Below are 20,523 nucleotides of genomic sequence, written 5' to 3' on the forward strand. Positions count from 1 at the left end.
GACCCCGCGAGCCGAAGCGCAACGCCTTCCCCACTCGGTCGACTACGTCGGCTATGAGCGATTCCATCGACGTCGACCGCTGGCGCACGGAACTCGAGTCCAAGCGCGCCGAGAAAGACGACTTTTTCGCCGATCATCCGCAGTCGCCGATCCCGCCCGAAGAGCGCGAGGACTTCGCGGGACTGGACTACTTCGAGCCGGATCCGGCCTACCGCGTGACCGCGACCGCGACGGTCCACGACGACCCCGAGGTCGTGCTGATGGACACCACGGCGGGCCGAGAGATGCGCTACCTGCGGGTCGCGACCCTCGAGTTCGAACTGGATCGAGAGGACGAGGACCTCGAGGACGGGACGTTCGAACTCGCGGCCTACGAGCAGGAGAGCCCGAACGAACAGCCGCTGTTCGTTCCCTTCCGGGACAAGACGACGGGGCAGCAGAGCTACGACGGCGGCCGCTACATGGAACTCGAGCCCGATCGGGACCTCGCGGACGGCGACGAGATCGTCGTCGACTTCAACCTCGCGTACTCGCCGTTCTGCGCCTACAGCGATACGTTCGACTGTCCGCTCCCGCCCGAGGAGAACTGGCTCGAGGTCGCGATCCCGGCCGGCGAACGCCACGAATAACGACGGCGAAACGCCACAGTCACGAGCCGATGATTGTCACCGATCGGACGGGACCGTTTCGACTCGAGTCAGCGGCCGTGTGACGGCCCCTCGAAGGGGGTTACGAACCTCGAGTGGAAACCGGGGGGTTTCGACCCACGACTCCGGATCGATCGCGGGCGGCAGAACGCGATTCTTGTGTGGCGGGCGGCCGAATGCGGGGAATCAGGGTGCGACGCCGACGGTCAAGAGGGTCCCGAACTCGCGGTAGCGTTCGACCATCGCCTCGCGGGTCTCCCAGTCCTCGGTCGGGAACTCGGCCGCGGGCGGAATCGTGATCTCGCGGTCGGGAATGTTGTCCTGTTCGGCGACGTGCAAGCCCGCCTCCCGGAAGGCGTCGCGGTACTGGTGGCGGTCCCACCGGGTCATCTCGATGGCGATGAACTCCTGCCACTCGTGGGAGTGGACGTTCTCCTCGTAGTAGTTGACCGCACAGTAGAAGGTACCGCCGGGCCGGAGAACCCGGGCGATCTCCTCGAGGGTGTGGTGGGGGTCGGCGGCGTAGTAGAACGCCTCCATGCTCCAGATGTGATCGATCGAGTCGTCGGCGAAAGGCAACTCGTCGAAGTCCCCGACGAGGTAGCCAACGGCCGACTCGTCCGTGTAACCGGCCGCGTTGTGTGCCATTTCCGGCGAGCCGTCGAGGCCGTAGACCCGCCCTGCGTCCTTCGTGTCCCGCAGGGCGCGGCCGGCGTAGCCGCTCCCGCAGCCGAGATCGAGGACGGTGTCGCCGGACTCGATCGGCATCCGTGCGAGCGCGTGTTTTGCGGTGTGCCAGTGTCGTTCTTCCATGCCTCTATCCCGACCGCTGGCCGCCCAGTCGTCGAACTCCTCGCGAACGCTCATATCCACAAGCGTCGCGCCGCGACCCTAAACGCGTTCGCATCGAGACGGAAGCAACCCCGATGGAATGGGACAGCAGTAGCGCAGGGGTATCGATGGGACGACGATCACCGGTATCGGCGATCGTTCTCACTGCCACGAGAACCACCGACAGACTCTTTAGGCTGGCCTAAAAAGTAGTGGGCGAAGGGTCGTCGGATCGAAATCCGTGGGCATCCGGATTTCGTCTCGACGTTCGGTGAGTCGCACTGTCCCACCCCTCGCCAGTTTTTCAGACCCTTCCACCGCTTCCGACTTCCCCGGGAGAGACATCCGCACGCTTAAGGGAGTTCCCGGAGTTGTTGCGGCCAGTATGGAGTATACGCTCGAGATAGACGGGACACCGGCAACCATACCGGGCGGCACCGGGGTACTCCTGTTGCATCCGAGTACCGGCGAGACCGACCGTATCGACACCGACTTCTTCAAGACCGATACCGACAACTTCCTCGTCGTCTCCACCCGAACCACCGCCCGCGAAGTCAGACAGAAACTCGAGTACTACGATGTCGACGAGGAACGGGCCGAGATCCTAGACACGCTGAGCATCGAACGCGGCTACTCCCGGCGCTCCTCCGATACCGTCCACTACGTCGCTGCCCCCGACGACGTCGACGGCATCGTCGATCACATCGACGGCTTCCTCGCGGAACACGACGGCAAACGCCGCATCAGTATCGACTCCGTCACCGAACTCGCCTACTACGCCGGCGACGAGCAGGCCCTCGAGGCCGTCGACCGGATCCTCGAGTTGCTCGCCGAGTACGACGCGGTCGGACTGTTCCACCTCGCCAAGGACCCCCACGACGAGGAACTGGTCGACCGATTCCGCGACCGGTTCGACGGCGTAATCGACCTCGACGAGGACGGCAGCATCGACGCCGACTTCTGAGCGGCGATCAGCGGTGAGTTCGGGTTCCCGGTCACAGAAAAGCGTCGCAGCGTGGCGCGTGCTGTGTCATGACTCGTTTGGACGATCGAGTGCAGGCGTCTAGTTGCCGACAGCCGACGCCAAACGAACTAGTTCTCGAGCGACTCGAAGGTCGTCTCGGCCCACTGGATGGCGTACTCGGGGCCGTGATCGAGGTAGGCCTCGGTGTCGAGCGCGGCGAAGGGTGCCGGCAACTCGATCGCGTGCTTGATCGCCGCACACGCCAGTTCCGTCGCGTCGGCGAAGTCGGTGTCGCCGCGTGCGACCGCCCGCGGCAGGTCCGAAACACGATCCTCGAGGCGGGTCCCCGCGTCCTGCCAAGCGTCGGCGAGGCCGGGGTGGTCGTCGTGCCACTCGGCGAATACTTCCCGGGTCTGCAGTCCGACCCAGCCGTCGTACAGCGCCGCGGCGACCTGATAGGTGCCGTTCGGGTCCAGTTCGACCGCCCGATCGAGGGCGGGATAGGAGTCCTCGAAGAAGCCGATGAAGTGTTCCGGAACGCCGAGATCGAGTTGGACCAGCGCCTCGGCGATCAGGAAGTCGATGAAGGCGTCGGGCGAGCCCTCGACGCGCGGTTTGACCAGCACGATCGGAGGCTCGGTCTGGCGGGTCCAGGCGACGCTGCCGTCGCCCGGCATCCCGATCGTCAGCTCCGAACTCGCGTAGCGAGCGAGCAGTGTCGGTGCGTCCTCGGGCAGCCACGCTGCCGGGTAGCTCGCGGGCTCGAGCGAGTCGACGACCAACCCGAGATCCTCCGCGCGTGCCGGGTTCAACGTCTCGAAGTCGCGTTCGCAGTCGAGGACACGGACGTCGGGTGCGTGGCTCTCGCGGACGGCGTCGACCGCCGCCGAGAGCGCACGGGCCTCGAACATCAGGCGAGTGCGGTCTGGAAGACGAGCAGGATCGACAGGAGCGCCGATACTCCGACCGTCGCGAGAACGACCTTGGTTGCGGTACTCATGTTCGAGGGGTCGTAGCCGCGTCGTTTAAATCCATCTTTCTTCGTTCGGAGACTGCCCTCGAGCGGCTACAGTGGATTCGACGGTCACACCGAAGTTGCGTGAGACTCCGTCGTCGGATCGCCGTCAGTACGACCTGTTGGAGAGCCGGATTGTGGGCATCGTTTCCAATGGAACGGGTTTCACTGTGTGAGAGAGCCACGAAGGAGACGACAGGTGAATTACAATCGAAACGGAGGGGTGTCGGAGGCCGTGTCACTCGTCGTCGGCGTCTCGCCACGAGTCCGGTACGTCGATCACGTAGCGGCCGTCCTCCTGAAGCGAGATGATGTACTCCTCGCGGTTGTACAGCTCCATCAGGTTGAGTTCGTACTGACCCGGGCGGACGATCTTGATGCTCTCGAACTGTTCGTTGAGTTCCGCCCGGAGTTCCTCGATCGACGGGCGCTGGCCGCTCGGCTCCTGAACGACCCGTCCGTGGTCCGGTGGCGCGTCGGCGGCGTCGGTCACGGGCGAGGAGTCGCCCGTGGCATCGGTGCCGGGATGGGACTCGTCGCCACTCTCGGTCTCGAGTCGGGGTTCGTCACCCTCGTGTGCCGGCAGTTCGTCCGTGGGAACGACCTCGCTTCGGGCGTCGGCCTGTGCCGTGTTCTCGTCGTCGGCGTACGTCGTCGTCGGGCCCTCTGTCGGCCGGCTCGAGCCGTCCGACGACCGATCGGGCCGGTCGGTGTCGTCAACCGTCCGATCCGCCGGCGGGTCGGAGCGGTCCGCGGGTCGGCGAGCCGTCTCCGGCCATTCGTCGAATTCCCCTGCGGAACCGGCATCGTTGCCGGTTGCCGGCTCCGAACCGTCCGTCTCGGCGGCCCCGCCCGAGGGCCAGGAACCGTCGTCCACGGTCGGTTCCGTGTCCACGGTCGGTTCCGTGTCCGCAGTCGGTTCCGTATCCGCCGGTCGTCGGTGGTCGGCACCGTCCGATTCGGCGTCGTCGGCCGAGCCGGCGGACATCAGGTTCCGGACGGTTTCGGCGGCTCGAGTCGCGACGCCGTCCGGGGACTCGGTGTCGCTCGAGTCCGGTGACGATCCGGCGTCGACTGCCCCTGAACCGTCGGTTTCGGCCTCCGTCGAGGCCGACGAATCGGCTGCGGCCGTCGTGGTCGGCGCGAACTGGAACTTGTTCCCGCCGCAGTCGGGACAGCCCGACAGCATCTCCTTCGAGCCGTCGGCGAATTGCCGGCCACAGTTCGTACACTGATGGGGCATTAGTTGCGGGACACGAGCGCGCTGATGAGCGTTTCGTCCTTGTGGAGCGTCTCGATCTGGTTGGCCGGGCCGATCACCGTCAGTTTCGCTTCCGTCTCGTTGCTGCCCATGATTCGGCCCAACAGCGACGAGTCGCGGGTCTCGGATTTGGGATAGGTCTCGATCTCGATCCCGTTGAACTCGTCGGGACTGATCTCGGCCATCGTCACCTCGATGAGCCGGCTTTCCTCGTCGGGCGTCAGCCCCTCCTCTAAGATGACGATATTGCCGTCGTGGACACCGTCGAGGATCATCCTGATCTTCTCCATCGTCGCCATGCCGGCCATGCGTTCGCCGCTGATCAGGTCGATCTGGACGCCGTCGGGGGCATCGGCATCGTCCGCGTTAGTTGCTTTTGGCATCGGTGGTCACCCGAAGTACTCCGCGATGTTGTCGTAGACTTCGTCCATGTTGTCCCCCTCTTTGGCCGACAGAGGGACGGTCTTGTGTTGGGGGAACGCGTCTTCGATCCGTTTGACGCTCGAGTCGTCGAGGTCGGTCTTGTTCGCGAAGATGAGAACGGGGAGATCGCGCGATTCGATGATGCCGATCAGCATCGTGTTGACCTGTGTGATCGGATCCTCGGCGCTGTCTAAGACGTAGATGACGCCGTCGACGTCCTCGCGCAGCCAGTGCATCGCCTCGGCGACGCCTTCGGTCGCTTCCCGGGAGCGACGGATGGCGTCTTCCTCGTCCATATCGTCGGTGAACTCCTCGTAGTCGACCTTCGTCGTCACGCCGGGCGTGTCGACGATATCGATGGTCACCGTCTTGCCGTCGCGTTCGATCTCGACGTTTTCTTTCCGGCGTGCGCGTCGCGTCTCGTGCGGGACGTGACTCTCCGCGCCGACCGCGTCACCGGTCCAGTCACGCGCGATGCGGTTCGCGAGCGTCGTCTTTCCAGCGTTGGGCGGACCGTAGATACCGATTCGTTTGGGCTCCTGTTCCGAAAACAGGCGATCCGTTGCCCGAGAGATACTATCTTTGAGTTCTGTGAACAGTCCCATCTGTGGGGCCTCCAGCACCGCGGGGTGCAGTTGCGCGTACTACAAACTGAACTCACTTAAGCCTACGTCAGACATGTAGACAATTCGATGAACGGGAGTTGTCGGTCGGACGGACAGTGGTTTACCTAGAACTGACGAGAAGTGACTGATAATCGAGGGAAAACGGCAGTAGGACTCGAGAACGCGTTCCTCTCCGAGCCGTTAGCATAGACCCGTGTTTCGAAGGGCAACATTGGTCTCTGGTAACGAGTGGCCCGATACGGTGTGTCGAACTGTATGTGATAAAGGACCACCTAGTAGGATCACGGAGCGGAGCCCCCCACCCCTTCGTTTCGAGTGGAGACCAACGAACGGGGGAGTGGATCAAGAGACGGAGTCGGTGCGGATTCTCCCTTGACTTCCACTCGAGCCGCCGTTCGGGAGGGTCTCGAGGCCGAACGCGGCGGAGGGATCGGTTCTAGTAACTCGAAGACTAATCTAGTAATTAGAGGTGCTATGAGGTGTCGATCTAGTAGGTACTAGCAACACCGAATAACCCTCTAGCAAAATACTGTTGTCTGCTAGTTCTGCGGATACTGTTTCTAGTCTATCTAAATAAAACTTTCCCTCCAAAATGACCCCCTCCCCCCACCCCACCCTTGGACTGCGTTCCACCCGAAACGAAGGGGTGGGGGGGAGAGGTATCGGCTATTGGTATCGCACACCACACATTCTCTTCCGACTCTGTCAGTCGGACCCACATCTACTTCCGATACAGAACTCGGCCGCACTCTTCGGTTACTACCCCAACATGTATCGTCGACATGTACGTCGACATGTAGATACCAACGCACACGCAGTACGTCCGTCCGTTCCAGTCGAAGCCAGCCCCCTGCCGGTCGACTCGAAATTCCGTTCCCAATGCTCTCCCCTGCCCCCGATCCCGGGTTCGAACTCACCTTTCGGACGGCGGTGTCGCTCGTGACTCAAGCGTGTGAACAGCGGCGATCGGTTCCGTTCGGCCACCGAACGGCGGACGCGACGTCGTTGGCAGGGCCGAGTCACAGCCATCGATCGGCGGCTGCTTCTCGATCCGGACGGGGAAGGGACAAATTTATTAGCGTGGTTTTCCTCTGTTTCGTTTGCATCAACTGGACCCGAATCGTGTAACCGGGATCGCGAATCCACTGAAGGAAGCCATCGTACGAGGCTCTTCCCGGTTGCCGGCTCGGTACTCCACCCGAAACCAGGGGGTTCGTGTACGACCGATGTCAGACGACGATTCAGAGATCACGGGTTCGGACGAGGTCGAGGTCGACGGAGCGAACGGGTTCTCGGGAAACTTCGAGAACGCGGATCTCGGCGACGAAGAGTCGAATCAGGGCCTGTTCGATGATCTGTTGAGCGGCGAACCGATCTTCGAGAACAAGGAGGTCCTGCGACCGTCCTATACCCCACACGAACTCCCCCATCGGAGCGATCAGATCAACAAGATGGCGACGATTCTGGTCGCCGCGCTCCGCGGGGAGACCCCCTCGAACATTCTCATCTACGGGAAAACCGGGACCGGCAAGACCGCGAGCGCGAAGTTCGTCAGCAAGGAACTCGAGAGTACATCACAGAAGTACTCGGTCCCCTGTGACGTCGAGTACATCAACTGCGAGGTCACCGACACCCAGTACCGGGTCCTCGCACAGCTCGCGAACAAGTTCATCGAGAAAAACGAGGCTCGAATCGACGAGCGGATCGACGAACTCCAGTCCCTGCTGGACGATCTCGAGGCGTACGACCGCGCTATCGACGTCGATGCCTCGAGCGACGAGCCGGCGGACGGGACGGCCTCGGACCCGTTCGATTTCGTCTCCGAGGACGAGGTTGACGGCGACGCCGAAACTTCGACTGGAACTGACATCGGACCGCAGTCCGGTGATTCTCCACTCGAAAAAGGGGGGTCCGGTGACCGAACAGATTCATCGTCCGAAACCGAACCGGCGGCACTCGAGAACGTTGCCGACGGGACCGAGGCGTCCGGAGATGGGGCCGGTGATCCGACGCCCGACCACCCGCTCGCATCGACGCCGTTCGACGACCGGGACGAGATCGAAGCCCGGATCGCGGGGTTACGAGACGACAAGGACTCCTTCGAAGAGGTACCGATGACCGGCTGGCCGACCGACCGGGTCTACAGCGTCTTCTTCGATGCCGTCGACTACGACGAACGGGTCGTCGTCATCATGTTAGACGAGATCGACAAACTCGTCGAGAAAAGCGGTGACGACACGCTGTACAATCTCTCGCGGATGAACTCCGAACTCGAGAACTCGCGGGTCTCGATCATCGGCATCTCGAACGACCTGAAGTTTACCGACTTCCTCGATCCCCGCGTGAAGTCCTCGCTGGGGGAAGAGGAGATCGTCTTCCCGCCCTACGACGCCAATCAACTGCGGGACATCCTCGAACATCGCTCCGAAGTCGCGTTCAAGGGGGGCGCGCTTTCAGGCGACGTGATCCCGCTGTGTGCGGCCTTCGCCGCACAGGAACACGGGGACGCACGGCGTGCGCTGGACCTGCTGCGGACCGCCGGCGAACTCGCCGAGCGCTCCCAGTCGGAGACGATCGTCGAGGAACACGTCCGACAGGCTCAGGACAAGATCGAACTCGATCGGGTCGTCGAGGTCGTTCGCACTCTCCCCACCCAGAGCAAACTCGTCCTCTTCGCGATCATCCTACTCGAGAAAAACGGCGTCCACAGCATCAACACGGGCGAGGTGTTCAACATCTATAAGCGCCTCTGTGAGGAGATCGACGCCGACGTACTGACCCAACGCCGGGTGACCGACCTCATCAGCGAACTCGATATGCTCGGGATCGTCAACGCCGTCGTCGTCTCCAAGGGCCGGTACGGCCGAACCAAGGAGATCAGCCTCTCGGTCCCGCTCGAGGAGACGGAGGCCGTCCTCCTTTCCGATTCACGGCTTTCCGATATCGACGACGTCCAGCCGTTCGTACAGGCTCGGTTCGAGAACTGAGTTCCGCCGGTCTCCGATGGTCTTTTCGTCGCCGATTCGTTTCGCTGCCAGTACCGACGGGTGACGCTCCAAGAACGGAACTGCGAGTCAGGACCGGTAGCGACCGGCAGCGAGGACGGCACCGCCGGCGAGTCCGGCGATACCGGTCGCGCCGGCGACTGCCCCACCGAGTCCTGTCCCTGACGCTCCGGAGCCAGCAGCCGACGCGGTCGTCGCGGGAGCGGCCGAACCCGCAGGCGAGCCGGGGACGACCATGCCGCCCAGGAAGCTGTCGACGGTCAGTCGAACGTGGCCAAGCCACGGGATCCGGTACATGGCCTTGCCGGTCACCCACTCGGGTTTGACGACGGTCGTTCTGGCACCCGACCCCGGCAACTGATCGTAGCCGGGGTTGTTGTCGCCTTTCGTAATGAACCCGGCATAGGGAGCGGGACAGGACGCGATCTCTTCGCAGGTCGCGCCGTTGACGAACTCCTCGCTAGCCTTCGTTTCCACCCACCTCTCGTTCTTCTCGACCCAGAAGTGGGCGCGATGGATTATCGGCGTTGTTTCGGTCACGCCGTTCGGCCGGAAGACGATCACGTCGCCGGGATTCCCGAACTCCGAGTAGCCGGTTTCCTCGCCCCGCTGCATCGTGACGATGCCGGTGTCGCCGACGGCCCCGTCGCCGGTGAACCGCCCGTCCTCGACGATGAAGATCAGGTCGCCCCTGTGCATGTTCGGTTCCATGCTCGGACTTTCGACGGCGACCAACGGTGGCCAGAGTCCGCTGACCGCGAACAACAGGAGGCCGACGACGGCAACGAGAGCAACGCTGCTCGCGACGTCGCGAACCAACACGACGTTCTCGTCGTCGGTCTCGAGGAACCAGCGGACGATGCCGTCGTCCTCGATCGTGACGCCGTCGCCACTGGCGTGTTCGCGGTCACCGCGCTGCTGTGAACTCTCGGCGTTGTCATCCGGCGAGTCGCGGCCGGGACTCGCCGCCGACCGCTCGCGATCGTCGCCGGAATCGCCGGGGGGATCCCCGGAATCAGAACCGCTCATCGTGCCCCGTTTTGCCGGGGCCGCCAATCAACTTTCCGTTCGTCGCGACTGCCAATCGCCGCGACGGATCGTAGTGCCCGGCACGAAACGTCCTACGGATCGCGGCCGTCGGCAGCCGCGGCAAACAGCGCGATCGCGACCAGTCCTGCGACGACTGCGACGCCCGCCGGACCCACGCCCAAAAGCGAACGGGCGGAATCCACCGCCAGCCGGATCTCGCCGAGCCACGGGAGCCGAACCATCGCTTTGCTCCGGACCCACTCGGGTTTGACGACGGTCGTGTCCGCCCCGGACCGCGGGATCTGATCGTATGCTGGGTTGGCGTCGCCTTTCGTGATGAACCCGTCGTAGGGTGCCGGACACGACGGGATCTCGGTACAGGTCGCGCCGTTGACGAACGCCGGGTCGGCCTTCGTCTCGATCCAGCGTTCCCCTTTCTCGACCCGAAACGCGACCCGGTGGATCGTCGGGGTCTGGTGCGGGTCGCCGTTCGGTCTGAAAACGACGACGTCGCCCGCATCGCCGAGCGTCTCGTGGCCCGTCTCCAGTCCGCGCTCGCGCGTGACGATGCCGGTTCCGTCGACAGCACCGTCGCCGGCGAATCGCCCCTCGTCGACGACGATCACGAGATCTCCCCGCTCGAGGTGGGGTTCCATACTGCCGCTCTCGACGGCGACCAGCGGCGGCCAGGTACCGGCGACGGCAAACAGCAGGAGGCCGACGACGCCGACGATCGCGAGGCTCGCAGCGATATCCCGACCCACGGCTGCCGCTCGGTCGTCGGCCTCGAGGAACCAGCGGACGATCCCGTCGTCGATCGTGACGCCTTCGCCCGGGCGGGGTCGAGACGCGAGTCGGTCGTCGGCCCCGTCCCGCTCGGCCGCCGAATCGGACACGTCGGCGGTCGGCGGATCGTCGGGTGGCCCCGATCGGCCGCGGTCGCTCTCGCCGGCGTCGGGCCCGTCCATTGACGAGCAGTTGCGTCGAGTCGCGCATGAACCTTCCGGCGGCGGCCGGTCGGTCGACCGATCGCTCGTCCGGCTTCGGACGATCCCGTCCCGGCGACGGAGCAGCCCGATCGGTCGCCGGTTGCCGGCGGACCCGGCATTCGCTACCCTTTTTGTTCCGCTCGCGAATGTGACGGCTGTGCCACTCGAGGCCCCCGCGCGGATCGTCGGCGAACTCACGAGCCGCGGCTACAACGCCGAACGCGAGGCCGTGACGCGGCTTGCCGGGGCCTCGGATCCCGGTGCGGCCCTCGAACGCGTCCTCGAGGCGGTCCCCGAGGACGCCTTAGTCGTCCGGACCGAACACGTCGAGGCGGCGCTCTCGGCGGACGCCCCCGACGCCGCTCGTGCCGAGCCGACCGCCGTTCCCGACGGCGATTCGACCCCCTCCGTTTCAACTGGAACCGACCCGGACCCGGGCGACGAACCGGCCGGAGTCACTCCAGTTGAAACGGGGGGGTCCCCGCCCGCCGATCGCTCCGTCGATCCCGCGAAACGCGCTCTCGAGATCGTCGGCGACATGACCGGCCAGAGTACCGGGACGGGCGAGTACGAGGACTTCGTCTCGGTCTTTCGCGACCGGCTCGACCGGCTGGGCGGCAAGCTCAAGGGACGGGTCAACCACCGGCCGGCGACCGCCATTCAGGACATGCCGGGCGGCAGCGAGGTCGCGATGGTCGGACTGGTCAACGATATCCGATCGACTGCCAGCGGCCACTGGCTGATCGAACTCGAGGACGCCACGGGAACCTTTCCGTGGCTGGTGATGAAGGACCGGGAGTACGTCGATCTGGTCGACGAACTGCTCTGTGACGAGGTGCTGGCGATGGAGGGGACCTTGGCGGACGACTCGGGAATCGCCTTCGTCGACTCGCTGCATTTCCCCGACGTTCCTCGGACCCACGAGCCGTCGACGGCCGACCGTCACGTGCAGGCAGCGCTGATCAGCGACGTCCACGTCGGCAGTCAGGAGTTCATGGCCGACGCCTGGAACGCCTTCGCGGACTGGCTTCACACCGCGGAAGCGGAACACGTCGAGTACCTGCTGCTGGCCGGCGACATGGTCGAGGGCGTCGGCGTCTATCCCGATCAGGACGAGGAACTCGACATCGTCGACATCTACGAACAGTACGAGGCCTTCAGCGAACATCTCAAGAAGATCCCCGGCGACATCGAGATCGTCATGATCCCGGGCAACCACGATGCGGTCCGACTGGCCGAACCCCAGCCCGGCTTCGACGAGGAACTGCGCGAGATCATGTCCGCCCACGACCCCCGGATCGTGAGCAACCCCTCGACGGTGACCCTCGAGGGCGTCTCCGTCCTGATGTACCACGGCGTCAGTCTGGACGAGGTCATCGCGGAACTGCCCGAGTCGAAAGCCAGCTACGACGACCCCCACAAGGCGATGTACCACCTCCTCAAGAAGCGCCACGTCGCGCCGCAGTTCGGCGGCCACACGCGGCTCGCCCCCGAGGAGGAGGACTACCTCGTCATCGACGAGGTGCCCGATATCTTTCACACCGGTCACGTCCACAAGCTCGGCTTCGGCAAGTACCACGACGTGCTGGCGATCAACTCCGGCTGCTGGCAGGCCCAGACGGACTTCCAGAAGAGCGTCAACATCGATCCCGACGCCGGCTTCGCGCCGATCGTCGATCTAGACACGCTCGACGTGACCGTCCAGAAGTTCAGTTAGCTCCGTGTCACTCGATGTGGCGTCCGAAGTCACACGTTAGATGCATCTCCAATCACTTCTACAACTCCTTTGGCAATATAGAGCGGGAGGAAAAAGAAGAGTGCGAGTCCGACCACGTCGGAGACTGCTCCCATTGTCCCTGAGAGGTGAGTCATATCGAGAGCGATTCGCACAACGTACCAGAGGAGTAATACTTGAACGAGGTCGGAAGCGTCCATGAATCTACATGTGTAGCGTCACACTGGTTAAAAACTTCCTTTGGTCCCCCTCATTTTTGTTGCGTAGGTCATTCGTGATCCACTCACCCGTACCGGTGCATCGCCGTTCCGAACATCACCTCGAGTTGGGATCACGGTGGGGTCGAGTAAATCAAGTCCCAGCGAAAACGCTCTCGTCGCCGTACGCGAGTCGACCGTCGGCTGAGGCGGTCGCTACCGACCGGGGTCGAACCTAGGGCTCGAGTCGAAACCGGACCGTCGGGGAGCCGTTGAACCGCGGGCCGCGGCCCCGGCGCTCGAAGCCGAGGTCCTCGGCGGCGGTCTCGATCGGATCGGCGTCGCGAGCGGCCAGCACTTCGACGGCCATCGACTCGCGTTCGGCGAACCGGACCGGTTCGGCCAGCAGCCGTTTGCAGGCTTCGTCCGTCCCGTCGAGCTGGGTAACGTGAACAGTATCTTCGCGCGCGTCGAAGCTAATGAACCCGAGGAGGTCCTCCGGATCGGAGCCGTCGTATTGCGATCCCGAGACGTCGGCGTTGGGATCGTGATTCCCGTCTTCCGCGACGCGCACCGTCCGGTCGTGGACGAGATTCCGCATCACGTCGGTCGGGGAGTCGGCGATCGACGCGAGCGCGTCGGCGTCGGCCTCGAGAGCGTCCCGTACGTTCATCGGCATGTGGTAATGCTACGCACGACAATAAATCCCGGTCGCGAGTGTCTTCCCTGACTGGTATCGTTACTGTCAGTTTCGGGCCGTTGCGGGCCGAACGACCGGGGCAAAAACACGGTCGATGGGACACAGTTATCTGCACGCCTTGGTAACGGTCCGAGTATGAGTCACACCACCGTCACGCATACGGTCAGCGAGGTGTCAGCATGCGCGTCGTAGCCAAGTTCGGCGGCACGAGTCTCGGCAGCGGCGACCGGATCAACCGCGCCGCGGACTCGATCGCCGCCGCCGTCGAGGACGGCCACGAGATCGCCGTCGTCGCCAGTGCGATGGGGTCGACCACCGACGAACTGCTCGAGGAGATCACCTTCGAGACCGACGAGCAAGACCGCGCCCAGATCGTCAGCATGGGCGAGCGCACGTCGGTTCGGATGCTCAAGGCCGCGCTCACCTCCCGGGGCATCGACGCCGTCTTCCTGGAGCCCGGCAGCGATCGCTGGCCCGTCGTCACCGACGAGTACGGCGAGGTCAACGTCGAGGAGACCCAGAAACGCGCCCAGGAGGTCGCCGCCGACCTCGACGGCACGGTTCCGGTCATCACCGGGTTCCTCGCGGAGGGGCCGGACGGCTCGATCACGACGCTGGGTCGGGGCGGTAGCGACACCACCGCCGTCATGATGGGCAAGTACATGGACGCCGACGAGGTCGTCATCGTGACCGACGTCGAGGGCGTCATGACCGGCGACCCCCACGTCGTCGAAGGGGCTCGCAACGTCGGCGAGATTTCGGTCGACGAACTCCGGAACCTCTCGTTTCGCGGGGCCGAGGTCGTCGCCCCCTCCGCGCTCTCCTACAAGGACGGCAAGCTAGACGTCCGCGTCGTCCACTACCAGCACGGTGACTTGCTGTCGGGCGGGACGAGCATCGAGGGCGAGTTCAAGAACCTCGTCGACCTGCGCGAGCGGCCGCTGGCCTGTCTCACCGTCGCCGGCCGGGCGATCCGGAACCAGCCCGGCATCTTCAACCACCTCTCGGAGGCGCTTGCCGAAAGCGACGTCAACGTCGACGCCGTCGCCAGCGGGATGGACACCATCACCTTCTACATCGACGAGGAGGAGGCCGAACGCGCCGAGAACATCCTTCACCGCGAGGTCATCGCCCGCGACGAACTCTCGAGTGTCACCGTCGACTCGCCGGTCGCGGTCGTCCGCGTCACCGGCGGCGAACTCCCCAACCAGCCCGGCATCATCAGCGAGATCGTCAACCCGCTGTCCGAGGCCCGGATCCACCTCAACGACATCATCACCAGCGCGACCAGCGTCGCGCTGTTCGTCGACTGGGAGGACCGGGAGCAGACCCTCGAGTTGACCCAGGACCTGTTCTAGGCACCGGTTTCCGGCGTCGGCTCCGCTCCGACGCCGCTCGATCGATTCCAGATCGTGACCGTCGTCCGATCGAGACGAATTTTAGTACGTGACTATCACTACCGAAACAACGGTAGCGACGCCGTAACGAAGGGGCGGTGCCGAATGGGGCGAGTCATGAGCCCGGATTCGACCCCGACTGAAGTGTTCCCCGACGTCGAGCCAGATCCAGACGCGGTCCTCGCCGAGTTCGGCGTCGACTCGCCGGCGGACCTCGAGGGTGACGGCGCTCACGACCCGATCCCCGACGACGCTGCCGTCGACGACACGACGGCGGCCGAACTCTTCGCCGACCTCCAGACCGTCACGCCGGCGGACGCGGACTCAGCGGCTGACCCGGACCCGCCCGATCGGAGCGACGCGGCCGACGGGGTGGCCGGTCCCGCCGCTGCCCTCGCGTTCGAATTCGTCGGCGATCCGGACGTCGTCGTCCGTGACGACGGCGACGTGATCGACGCGACGGCGACCGAACTCAGCGCCGTCACGGCGACCGGGTCGAGCGAGGACGCGTCGGCCGATACCGACAACAGCTCCGACGCCGCCTCGAGTGGCGGTGCCACGGCCTCGAGCCGGCGAGCCGAGACGACCGAGACCGGCGATGCGGGCGGGGACGATGGCGACTCGAATTCCGCGCTCACCGTCCGGGCCGGAACCGATCTGGAACTCGTCGGTCCCGAACCGACGCCGACGCGGGTCGGGAACGACGCGTTCGGCGACACCGGTGCCCGTTGACTGCGGTCGACGAGGCGTTCGGCAGCCGCGTTCGACCGCAGGCCGCCCGTTTCGGCCGTCGATGAGCCGATCCATCCTGCAACGGACGGTTCGCGCCATCGATGGACACGGAGCCGCAACTAGACTGAACACGCGCGCCGTCCTCGTTGCCGTATGGTCGCCTACAAGTCGAAAGTCGTCGAACGGATCCGACTCCCCTCTCGAGACCGTCGCGAACGAGCGCTCGCCGAGGCCGGCTACAACGTCTTCGATCTCGATGCCGAGGACGTCTTCGTCGATCTCCTGACCGACAGCGGCACCGGTGCGATGAGTGACGCCCAGTGGGCCGCACTGTTGCGTGGCGACGAGTCCTACGCGGGGTCGCGGAGCTTCGACGACCTCGAGTCCGCCGTTCGAGACGTGATGGGATTCGAGTGCGTCGTCCCGACCCACCAGGGCCGCGGCGCGGAGAACGTCCTCTACGGCGCCCTTCTCGAGGAGGGCGACGTCGCGCTCAACAACACGCACTTCGATACGACGCGGGCCCACGTCGCGAATCAGGGGGCCGACCCGGTCGACTGTCCCGTCGAAGGAGCCCACGACCTCACGTCTGACGAGCCGTTCAAGGGCAACTTCTCGCTCGAGCGGGCCCGCTCGGTCGTCGACGAAGTGGGCGCTGAGCGCGTACCGTTGGTGATTCTGACGATCACGAACAACTCGACGGCGGGCCAGCCGGTCTCCGTCGAGAACACCCGTCGGGTGCGGGCGTTCGCCGACGAGATCGGCGCGACGTTCGTCGTCGACGCCTGCCGGTTCGCCGAGAACGCCGGCTTCGTTCGCCGCCGCGAGGACGAGTTCGCCGGCGCCGACATCGACGAGATCGCCCGCGAGCAACTCGGCTACGCCGACGCGATCGTCATGAGCGGCAAGAAAGACGGGCTCGCCAACGCGGGCGGCTTCGTCGCGACCGACAACGAGGCGCTGTTCGAGCGGTGCAAGCAGCGCGCGATCCTCTACGAGGGCTTTCCCACGTACGGCGGGATGTCCGGACGGGACCTCGCCGCGATGGCTACCGGCCTTCGCGAGGCCGTCGAAGCGGCCTACGTCGACGACCGCCTCGACGGCGTCCGCGCGTTCGCGGATCTGCTCGAGGACGCGGGCGTCCCGATCTACACGCCGCCCGGCGGTCACGCCGTCTACCTCGACGCCGGTGCGGCGCTTCCCCACCTCTCCGACGACGAGTTCCCCGGTCAGGCCCTGGTCTGTGAACTGTATCGCGAGGGCGGCGTCCGCGGGGTCGAACTCGGGAGTTTCGCGTTCCCCGACACCGACCGACCGGAACTGGTCCGCCTCGCTGTCCCGCGCCGTACGTACCACGCGGAACACTTCGAACACGTCGCCGAGACCGCCGCGACCGTCCTCGAGAAGCGCGAAGCGGTCGACGGACTCGAGATCACGTCCGAGCCCGAAAACCGCGAACTGCGTCACTTCACTGCCAGCCTCGAGCCGATCCCGTCGTGAGAACGCGACCGATCGCTCGAGACGGTCGCTGTACTGGGCAATCAGCGACTCGAGAGGACGCGCTGGGCTCGGTCCTTCAGGCTCGGTTCCGCTTGCGGTTCCGACACACGCCCGAGACGCTGTTTCGCGACGTTTCGCACGCCCTGCTTTGCCGGCTCGGAGGTCGCCAACTCGATCGCCCAGTCGGGGACCTGTGACTCGAGTTCCCGGCGCTTCTGGGCCCGCATCTTGCCGAACCGGCGCAGCGCCAGCCCGACGCCGAGGAACAGGCCGGCGTCGCGTAGCTCGCGTCGGAACCGCTCCCGGTCGTTGCGGACGGCGATCGCTTTCGCCAGCGAGAGCGCACCGATCGCCAGATAGACCTTCGAACTCTTCGACGGATCACCGCTGAGCAGCCGTTGGAGCGCCATGCGACGGTGGCTACCACGTTCCGTCGGGATAAAGCTGGGCCGGCAGGCGACGGGTCTCGGTCAATCGTCGTCTCCCTGCACCGCGACGCCGCGGTGTCGCCGGTCGTCGATCGCCTCGATCGTAAACCCCAGTCGCTCGTAGAACAGTCGGACGCTGTCGTCGAATCGGGCCGTGAGCCGGCGCTCGCGCTCCAAGGCGCGATCGATCAGGGCCGACCCGAGCCCCCGATCACGATGGCGACGGCGAACGCCGATCGACGCGACGTGGGCACCCCGCTCGTCCGGGAGGGGCTCGAGGACGACGGTGCCGAGGATCCGGTCGGTTCCAGCCGTTCCGTCGGCGCTCCCCTCGCGCCGGTCGCCCGCCACGAGGACGTCGCCGTTTTCGATCCGGGCTTCGACGTCGCCGGGCTCGAGCATGGCGGCGTCGAGGATCCGCCGCACGTCGAGGGACTCCTCGGGGGTCGCGGGACGGACGAACATCTCTACCGGCTGCCGCCCTTGATGAGCCGCAGCACGGTCACCTGCTCGCTCTCGACCGGTCGATCCTCGGGCACCGGACGGCCGTCGATGAGGACGCTCACCTCGTGGGGACTCAGGTCGATCTCGCGGAGGAGATCGGCGTAGGTCGGCGGGTCGGTGTCGCGCCCGTCGGCCCCGTCGGCGGCGTCAGCGTCGGCGTCGGCTCCCGCGACCGCCTCGAGATCGAACTCGTAGGTGTCCCCTCCCTTGACGTCGACGGTGACGTGCATACTCCCACTTGCAACGGGGCGCTCTTGAGCGCGTCGCTCGCGGTCGGTGCGGGGGCGGGATCGGGGTCCGCCTCGTCGGCCGTCTCAGTCCGCGGTCGGCTCGTCGGATCCGGGAGCCGACCGCTCGCGATCGCGGTTCCGCGCGGTCCGCCAGCCGCCGACGAGACCCCGAACGAGCCCGCCGAGCCCCAGCAGGAGGACGACCAGCCCGATGGCCTCGCCGACGATCGGAACCGGCAGCCGCGAGAGGAGGGCGCCGGCGACCAGCCCGACGACGAGGGCGAGCCAGCGGTTCCCGAGCCCGACCAGCGACAGGACCCAGGCGGCGATGGCAAAGCGACCGTAGATGACTCCGACCCAGAGCAGCAGGGCGAACGCGAAGCCGCCGACGAACGCCAGTGGGAGGCCGACGATGCTGATCGCGAGCGCGAACAGGAGGACGGGAATCCCGATGAAGGCGGCCAGCCCGACCAGCCCCGACCGGAGCGGACTGCTTGCGACGCGGTCGGCCACGCCGTCGGAGAACCGCGGGAACAGCCCGAGCAAGAGCGCGCCCAGCAACAGGTTCACGGCGAAGGCGTAGGCCGTGAACAACCACGACGCGAACGGCTGGATCGTCGGCGCGACGTCGACCCCCAGCGAGGCATCCTCCTCGATCTCGCCCGCGACCGCGTCGGTGTTCCCCTCGAGGTCGCCGTCGTACCGTAGATCCCCGGCGATCGACGCCGTCTCGCCCAGCCGGATGGTATCGGCCCCGATCTCGGCGTCGCCCTCGATCGTGCCGTCGATCGTCGCGGTCCCGACGCCGGCCGTGAGGGCCCCGCCGACGGTGCCGTCTTCGGTGACCGTCAGACTCCCCGCGCCGGCATCGACGTCGCCATCGACGGTACCAGCGATCGTCACGCTCCCGCCCGCGGCCTCGAGGTCGCCGCCGACCTCGCCGGTGCGTTCGATCCGGACGTCACCGCCCACGGCACTGACGTCGCCGGTGACGGTTCCCCGAACGACGACGCTGCCCCCGAACGCCTCGAGGCTGTCGACCGTTTCGTCCTCCTCGACGACGACGGTGCCGCCGGTCTGGCCGTTCGACTGGGCGGCGACCGTCAGCGGACCGATGCCGATGATCACGATTGTGACTAGCATCGCGACGAGGAGCCGTGAACCGTAGCGCTCTCCCTGCATACGCCTCCCGACCACGAGCAAATAGAAAAACGTGTTATGAGGTATTAATAACCATGCCGGTTCCGTTGTCGGCTCGAGATGCGAGAACTCCCTTCGGGCGATTTATCTTGCGTCCGCACCTTCGACCGGTATGAGCGAGGCCGACGCCGAGGCGGCGGAGCCCACCCCCGGGAAGACGGAGGTCTGGATCGAGAAGTACCGGCCGGAACTGCTCGCCGATATCAAGGGCCACACGGATATCGTCCCGCGACTCGAGAACTACGTCGAGCAGGACGACCTCCCCCATCTTCTTTTCGCCGGTCCTGCGGGTACGGGAAAGACCACGGCCGCACAGGCCATCGCCCGCGAGGTCTACGACGACGACTGGCGGGAGAACTTCCTCGAACTGAACGCCTCCGATCAGCGCGGGATCGACGTCGTCCGCGACCGCATCAAGGACTTCGCACGTTCTTCGTTCGGCGGTTACTCGCATCGAATCATCTTCCTCGACGAGGCCGACGCGCTGACCTCCGACGCCCAGTCCGCGCTCCGGCGGACGATGGAGCAGTTCTCGAACAACACCCGTTTTATCCTCTCGTGTAACTACTCGAGTCAGATCATCGACCCCATTCAGTCGCGGTGTGCCGTCTTCCGGTTTACCGAACTCACGGAAGACGCCATCGAGGCACAGGTTCGTGAGATCGCCGCGAACGAGGGGATCGACGTCACCGACGACGGGGTCGACGCGCTGGTCTTCGCGGCCGACGGCGACATGCGGAAGGCGATCAACGGGCTGCAGGCCGCCGCCGTAATGGGCGAGACCGTCGACGAGGAGACGGTCTTCGCGATCACCGCTACCGCCCGCCCCGAGGAGGTCGAGGCGATGGTCGAACACGCCATCGACGGCGATTTCACCGCTGCCCGCGCCGCCCTCGAGGACCTCCTGACCGAGCGCGGGCTGGCCGGCGGCGACGTGATCGACCAACTGCACCGTTCCGCGTGGGAGTTCGACGTCCCCGAGCGGGCGACCGTGCGCCTGCTCGAGCGACTCGGCGAGGTCGACTACCGGATCACGGAAGGGGCGAACGAACGCCTGCAACTCGAGGCGATGCTGGCGTCGCTGGCCCTCGAGAACGAGCCCTAACGCGC

At 65.4% G+C, this 20,523-nt stretch carries 22 protein-coding genes; 8 read left to right on the forward strand and 14 right to left on the reverse strand.

Annotated features, from left to right (window positions below):
* The first annotated feature begins 53 nt into the window (after positions 1–53).
* Complete coding sequence (locus NP511_RS10255) at positions 54–629, forward strand: DUF1684 domain-containing protein (RefSeq protein WP_049965259.1); 576 nt, start codon at positions 54–56, stop codon at positions 627–629.
* A gap of 204 nt (positions 630–833) precedes the next feature.
* Here NP511_RS10255 and NP511_RS10260 read toward each other — a convergent pair whose 3' ends face one another.
* Complete coding sequence (locus NP511_RS10260) at positions 834–1,514, reverse strand: class I SAM-dependent methyltransferase (RefSeq protein ID WP_006648461.1); 681 nt, start codon at positions 1,512–1,514, stop codon at positions 834–836.
* A gap of 349 nt (positions 1,515–1,863) precedes the next feature.
* Here NP511_RS10260 and NP511_RS10265 point away from each other — a divergent pair, with 349 nt between their 5' ends.
* Positions 1,864–2,442, forward strand: a complete 579-nt coding sequence (locus NP511_RS10265) for a DUF7090 family protein (RefSeq protein WP_006648462.1) — start codon at positions 1,864–1,866, stop codon at positions 2,440–2,442.
* Positions 2,443–2,570: 128 nt separating this feature from the next.
* Here the strand turns inward: NP511_RS10265 and NP511_RS10270 are convergent, their stop codons facing one another.
* The 5 genes from NP511_RS10270 to NP511_RS10285 form a co-directional block, all read right to left on the reverse strand.
* Positions 2,571–3,353, reverse strand: coding sequence for a DUF7089 family protein (locus NP511_RS10270; protein WP_049965258.1), 783 nt, complete (start codon positions 3,351–3,353; stop codon positions 2,571–2,573).
* Positions 3,353–3,442: a hypothetical protein gene (locus tag NP511_RS22970; RefSeq protein WP_015299283.1), complete on the reverse strand. Its 90-nt coding sequence runs from the start codon at positions 3,440–3,442 to the stop codon at positions 3,353–3,355. The genes NP511_RS10270 and NP511_RS22970 overlap by 1 nt, the downstream gene beginning before the upstream one ends.
* A gap of 253 nt (positions 3,443–3,695) precedes the next feature.
* Positions 3,696–4,700 (reverse strand): OapC/ArvC family zinc-ribbon domain-containing protein, encoded by a 1,005-nt coding sequence (locus NP511_RS10275; RefSeq protein ID WP_049965257.1) that lies wholly within the window; start codon positions 4,698–4,700, stop codon positions 3,696–3,698.
* Positions 4,700–5,101, reverse strand: coding sequence for a DUF2073 domain-containing protein (locus NP511_RS10280; RefSeq protein WP_006183099.1), 402 nt, complete (start codon positions 5,099–5,101; stop codon positions 4,700–4,702). The genes NP511_RS10275 and NP511_RS10280 overlap by 1 nt, the downstream gene beginning before the upstream one ends.
* Positions 5,102–5,107: 6 nt before the next feature.
* Complete coding sequence (locus tag NP511_RS10285; RefSeq protein ID WP_006648465.1) at positions 5,108–5,746, reverse strand: Era-like GTP-binding protein; 639 nt, start codon at positions 5,744–5,746, stop codon at positions 5,108–5,110.
* A 1,247-nt stretch (positions 5,747–6,993) separates the two neighbouring features.
* Here NP511_RS10285 and NP511_RS10290 point away from each other — a divergent pair.
* The gene (locus NP511_RS10290; protein ID WP_049965256.1) at positions 6,994–8,754 is read left to right on the forward strand and encodes a Cdc6/Cdc18 family protein; all 1,761 of its coding nucleotides are present in this window, start codon (positions 6,994–6,996) and stop codon (positions 8,752–8,754) included.
* 87 nt (positions 8,755–8,841) lie between these two features.
* Here NP511_RS10290 and NP511_RS10295 read toward each other — a convergent pair whose 3' ends face one another.
* A complete protein-coding gene (locus tag NP511_RS10295) occupies positions 8,842–9,801 on the reverse strand; it encodes a S24/S26 family peptidase (protein WP_006648467.1) in 960 nt (319 codons plus the stop codon).
* A gap of 92 nt (positions 9,802–9,893) precedes the next feature.
* A complete protein-coding gene (locus NP511_RS10300) occupies positions 9,894–10,769 on the reverse strand; it encodes a S26 family signal peptidase (protein ID WP_049965255.1) in 876 nt (291 codons plus the stop codon).
* A 178-nt stretch (positions 10,770–10,947) separates the two neighbouring features.
* Between NP511_RS10300 and NP511_RS10305 the strand changes: the two genes are divergently transcribed.
* Positions 10,948–12,507: a DNA-directed DNA polymerase II small subunit gene (locus NP511_RS10305; protein WP_049965254.1), complete on the forward strand. Its 1,560-nt coding sequence runs from the start codon at positions 10,948–10,950 to the stop codon at positions 12,505–12,507.
* 29 nt (positions 12,508–12,536) lie between these two features.
* Here NP511_RS10305 and NP511_RS10310 read toward each other — a convergent pair whose 3' ends face one another.
* The gene (locus NP511_RS10310; RefSeq protein ID WP_136396885.1) at positions 12,537–12,725 is read right to left on the reverse strand and encodes a hypothetical protein; all 189 of its coding nucleotides are present in this window, start codon (positions 12,723–12,725) and stop codon (positions 12,537–12,539) included.
* Between the two features lie 232 nt (positions 12,726–12,957).
* Positions 12,958–13,395, reverse strand: a complete 438-nt coding sequence (locus NP511_RS10315; protein ID WP_015298622.1) for a hypothetical protein — start codon at positions 13,393–13,395, stop codon at positions 12,958–12,960.
* A gap of 206 nt (positions 13,396–13,601) precedes the next feature.
* Here NP511_RS10315 and NP511_RS10320 point away from each other — a divergent pair, with 206 nt between their 5' ends.
* The 3 genes from NP511_RS10320 to NP511_RS10330 all read left to right on the forward strand — a co-directional run bounded on the left by NP511_RS10320 (position 13,602) and on the right by NP511_RS10330 (position 17,051).
* Complete coding sequence (locus NP511_RS10320) at positions 13,602–14,780, forward strand: aspartate kinase (RefSeq protein ID WP_049965253.1); 1,179 nt, start codon at positions 13,602–13,604, stop codon at positions 14,778–14,780.
* Positions 14,781–14,924: 144 nt separating this feature from the next.
* A complete protein-coding gene (locus tag NP511_RS10325; RefSeq protein ID WP_049965252.1) occupies positions 14,925–15,551 on the forward strand; it encodes a hypothetical protein in 627 nt (208 codons plus the stop codon).
* Positions 15,552–15,704: 153 nt separating this feature from the next.
* Positions 15,705–17,051 (forward strand): tryptophanase, encoded by a 1,347-nt coding sequence (locus tag NP511_RS10330; RefSeq protein WP_049965251.1) that lies wholly within the window; start codon positions 15,705–15,707, stop codon positions 17,049–17,051.
* 41 nt (positions 17,052–17,092) lie between these two features.
* Here the strand turns inward: NP511_RS10330 and NP511_RS10335 are convergent, their stop codons facing one another.
* The 4 genes from NP511_RS10335 to NP511_RS10350 all read right to left on the reverse strand — a co-directional run bounded on the left by NP511_RS10335 (position 17,093) and on the right by NP511_RS10350 (position 19,395).
* Positions 17,093–17,461, reverse strand: coding sequence for a hypothetical protein (locus tag NP511_RS10335; protein ID WP_006648473.1), 369 nt, complete (start codon positions 17,459–17,461; stop codon positions 17,093–17,095).
* A 60-nt stretch (positions 17,462–17,521) separates the two neighbouring features.
* Positions 17,522–17,944 carry a GNAT family N-acetyltransferase gene (locus tag NP511_RS10340; protein WP_049965250.1) on the reverse strand — a complete coding sequence of 141 codons (423 nt, stop codon included), beginning with the start codon at positions 17,942–17,944 and terminating at the stop codon, positions 17,522–17,524.
* A 2-nt stretch (positions 17,945–17,946) separates the two neighbouring features.
* Positions 17,947–18,213: a ubiquitin-like small modifier protein SAMP2 gene (gene samp2, locus NP511_RS10345; RefSeq protein ID WP_049965249.1), complete on the reverse strand. Its 267-nt coding sequence runs from the start codon at positions 18,211–18,213 to the stop codon at positions 17,947–17,949.
* Positions 18,214–18,297: 84 nt separating this feature from the next.
* Positions 18,298–19,395: a bactofilin family protein gene (locus tag NP511_RS10350; RefSeq protein ID WP_049965248.1), complete on the reverse strand. Its 1,098-nt coding sequence runs from the start codon at positions 19,393–19,395 to the stop codon at positions 18,298–18,300.
* A 130-nt stretch (positions 19,396–19,525) separates the two neighbouring features.
* On the opposite strand from NP511_RS10350, the gene NP511_RS10355 reads away from it, so the two are divergent.
* On the forward strand, positions 19,526–20,518 hold the full coding sequence (locus tag NP511_RS10355) for a replication factor C small subunit (protein WP_006648477.1): 993 nt from the start codon (positions 19,526–19,528) through the stop codon (positions 20,516–20,518).
* Positions 20,519–20,523: the final 5 nt, after the last annotated feature.

Source organism: Natrinema thermotolerans (assembly GCF_031165565.1).
Taxonomy (GTDB): Archaea; Halobacteriota; Halobacteria; order Halobacteriales; family Natrialbaceae; genus Natrinema; species Natrinema thermotolerans.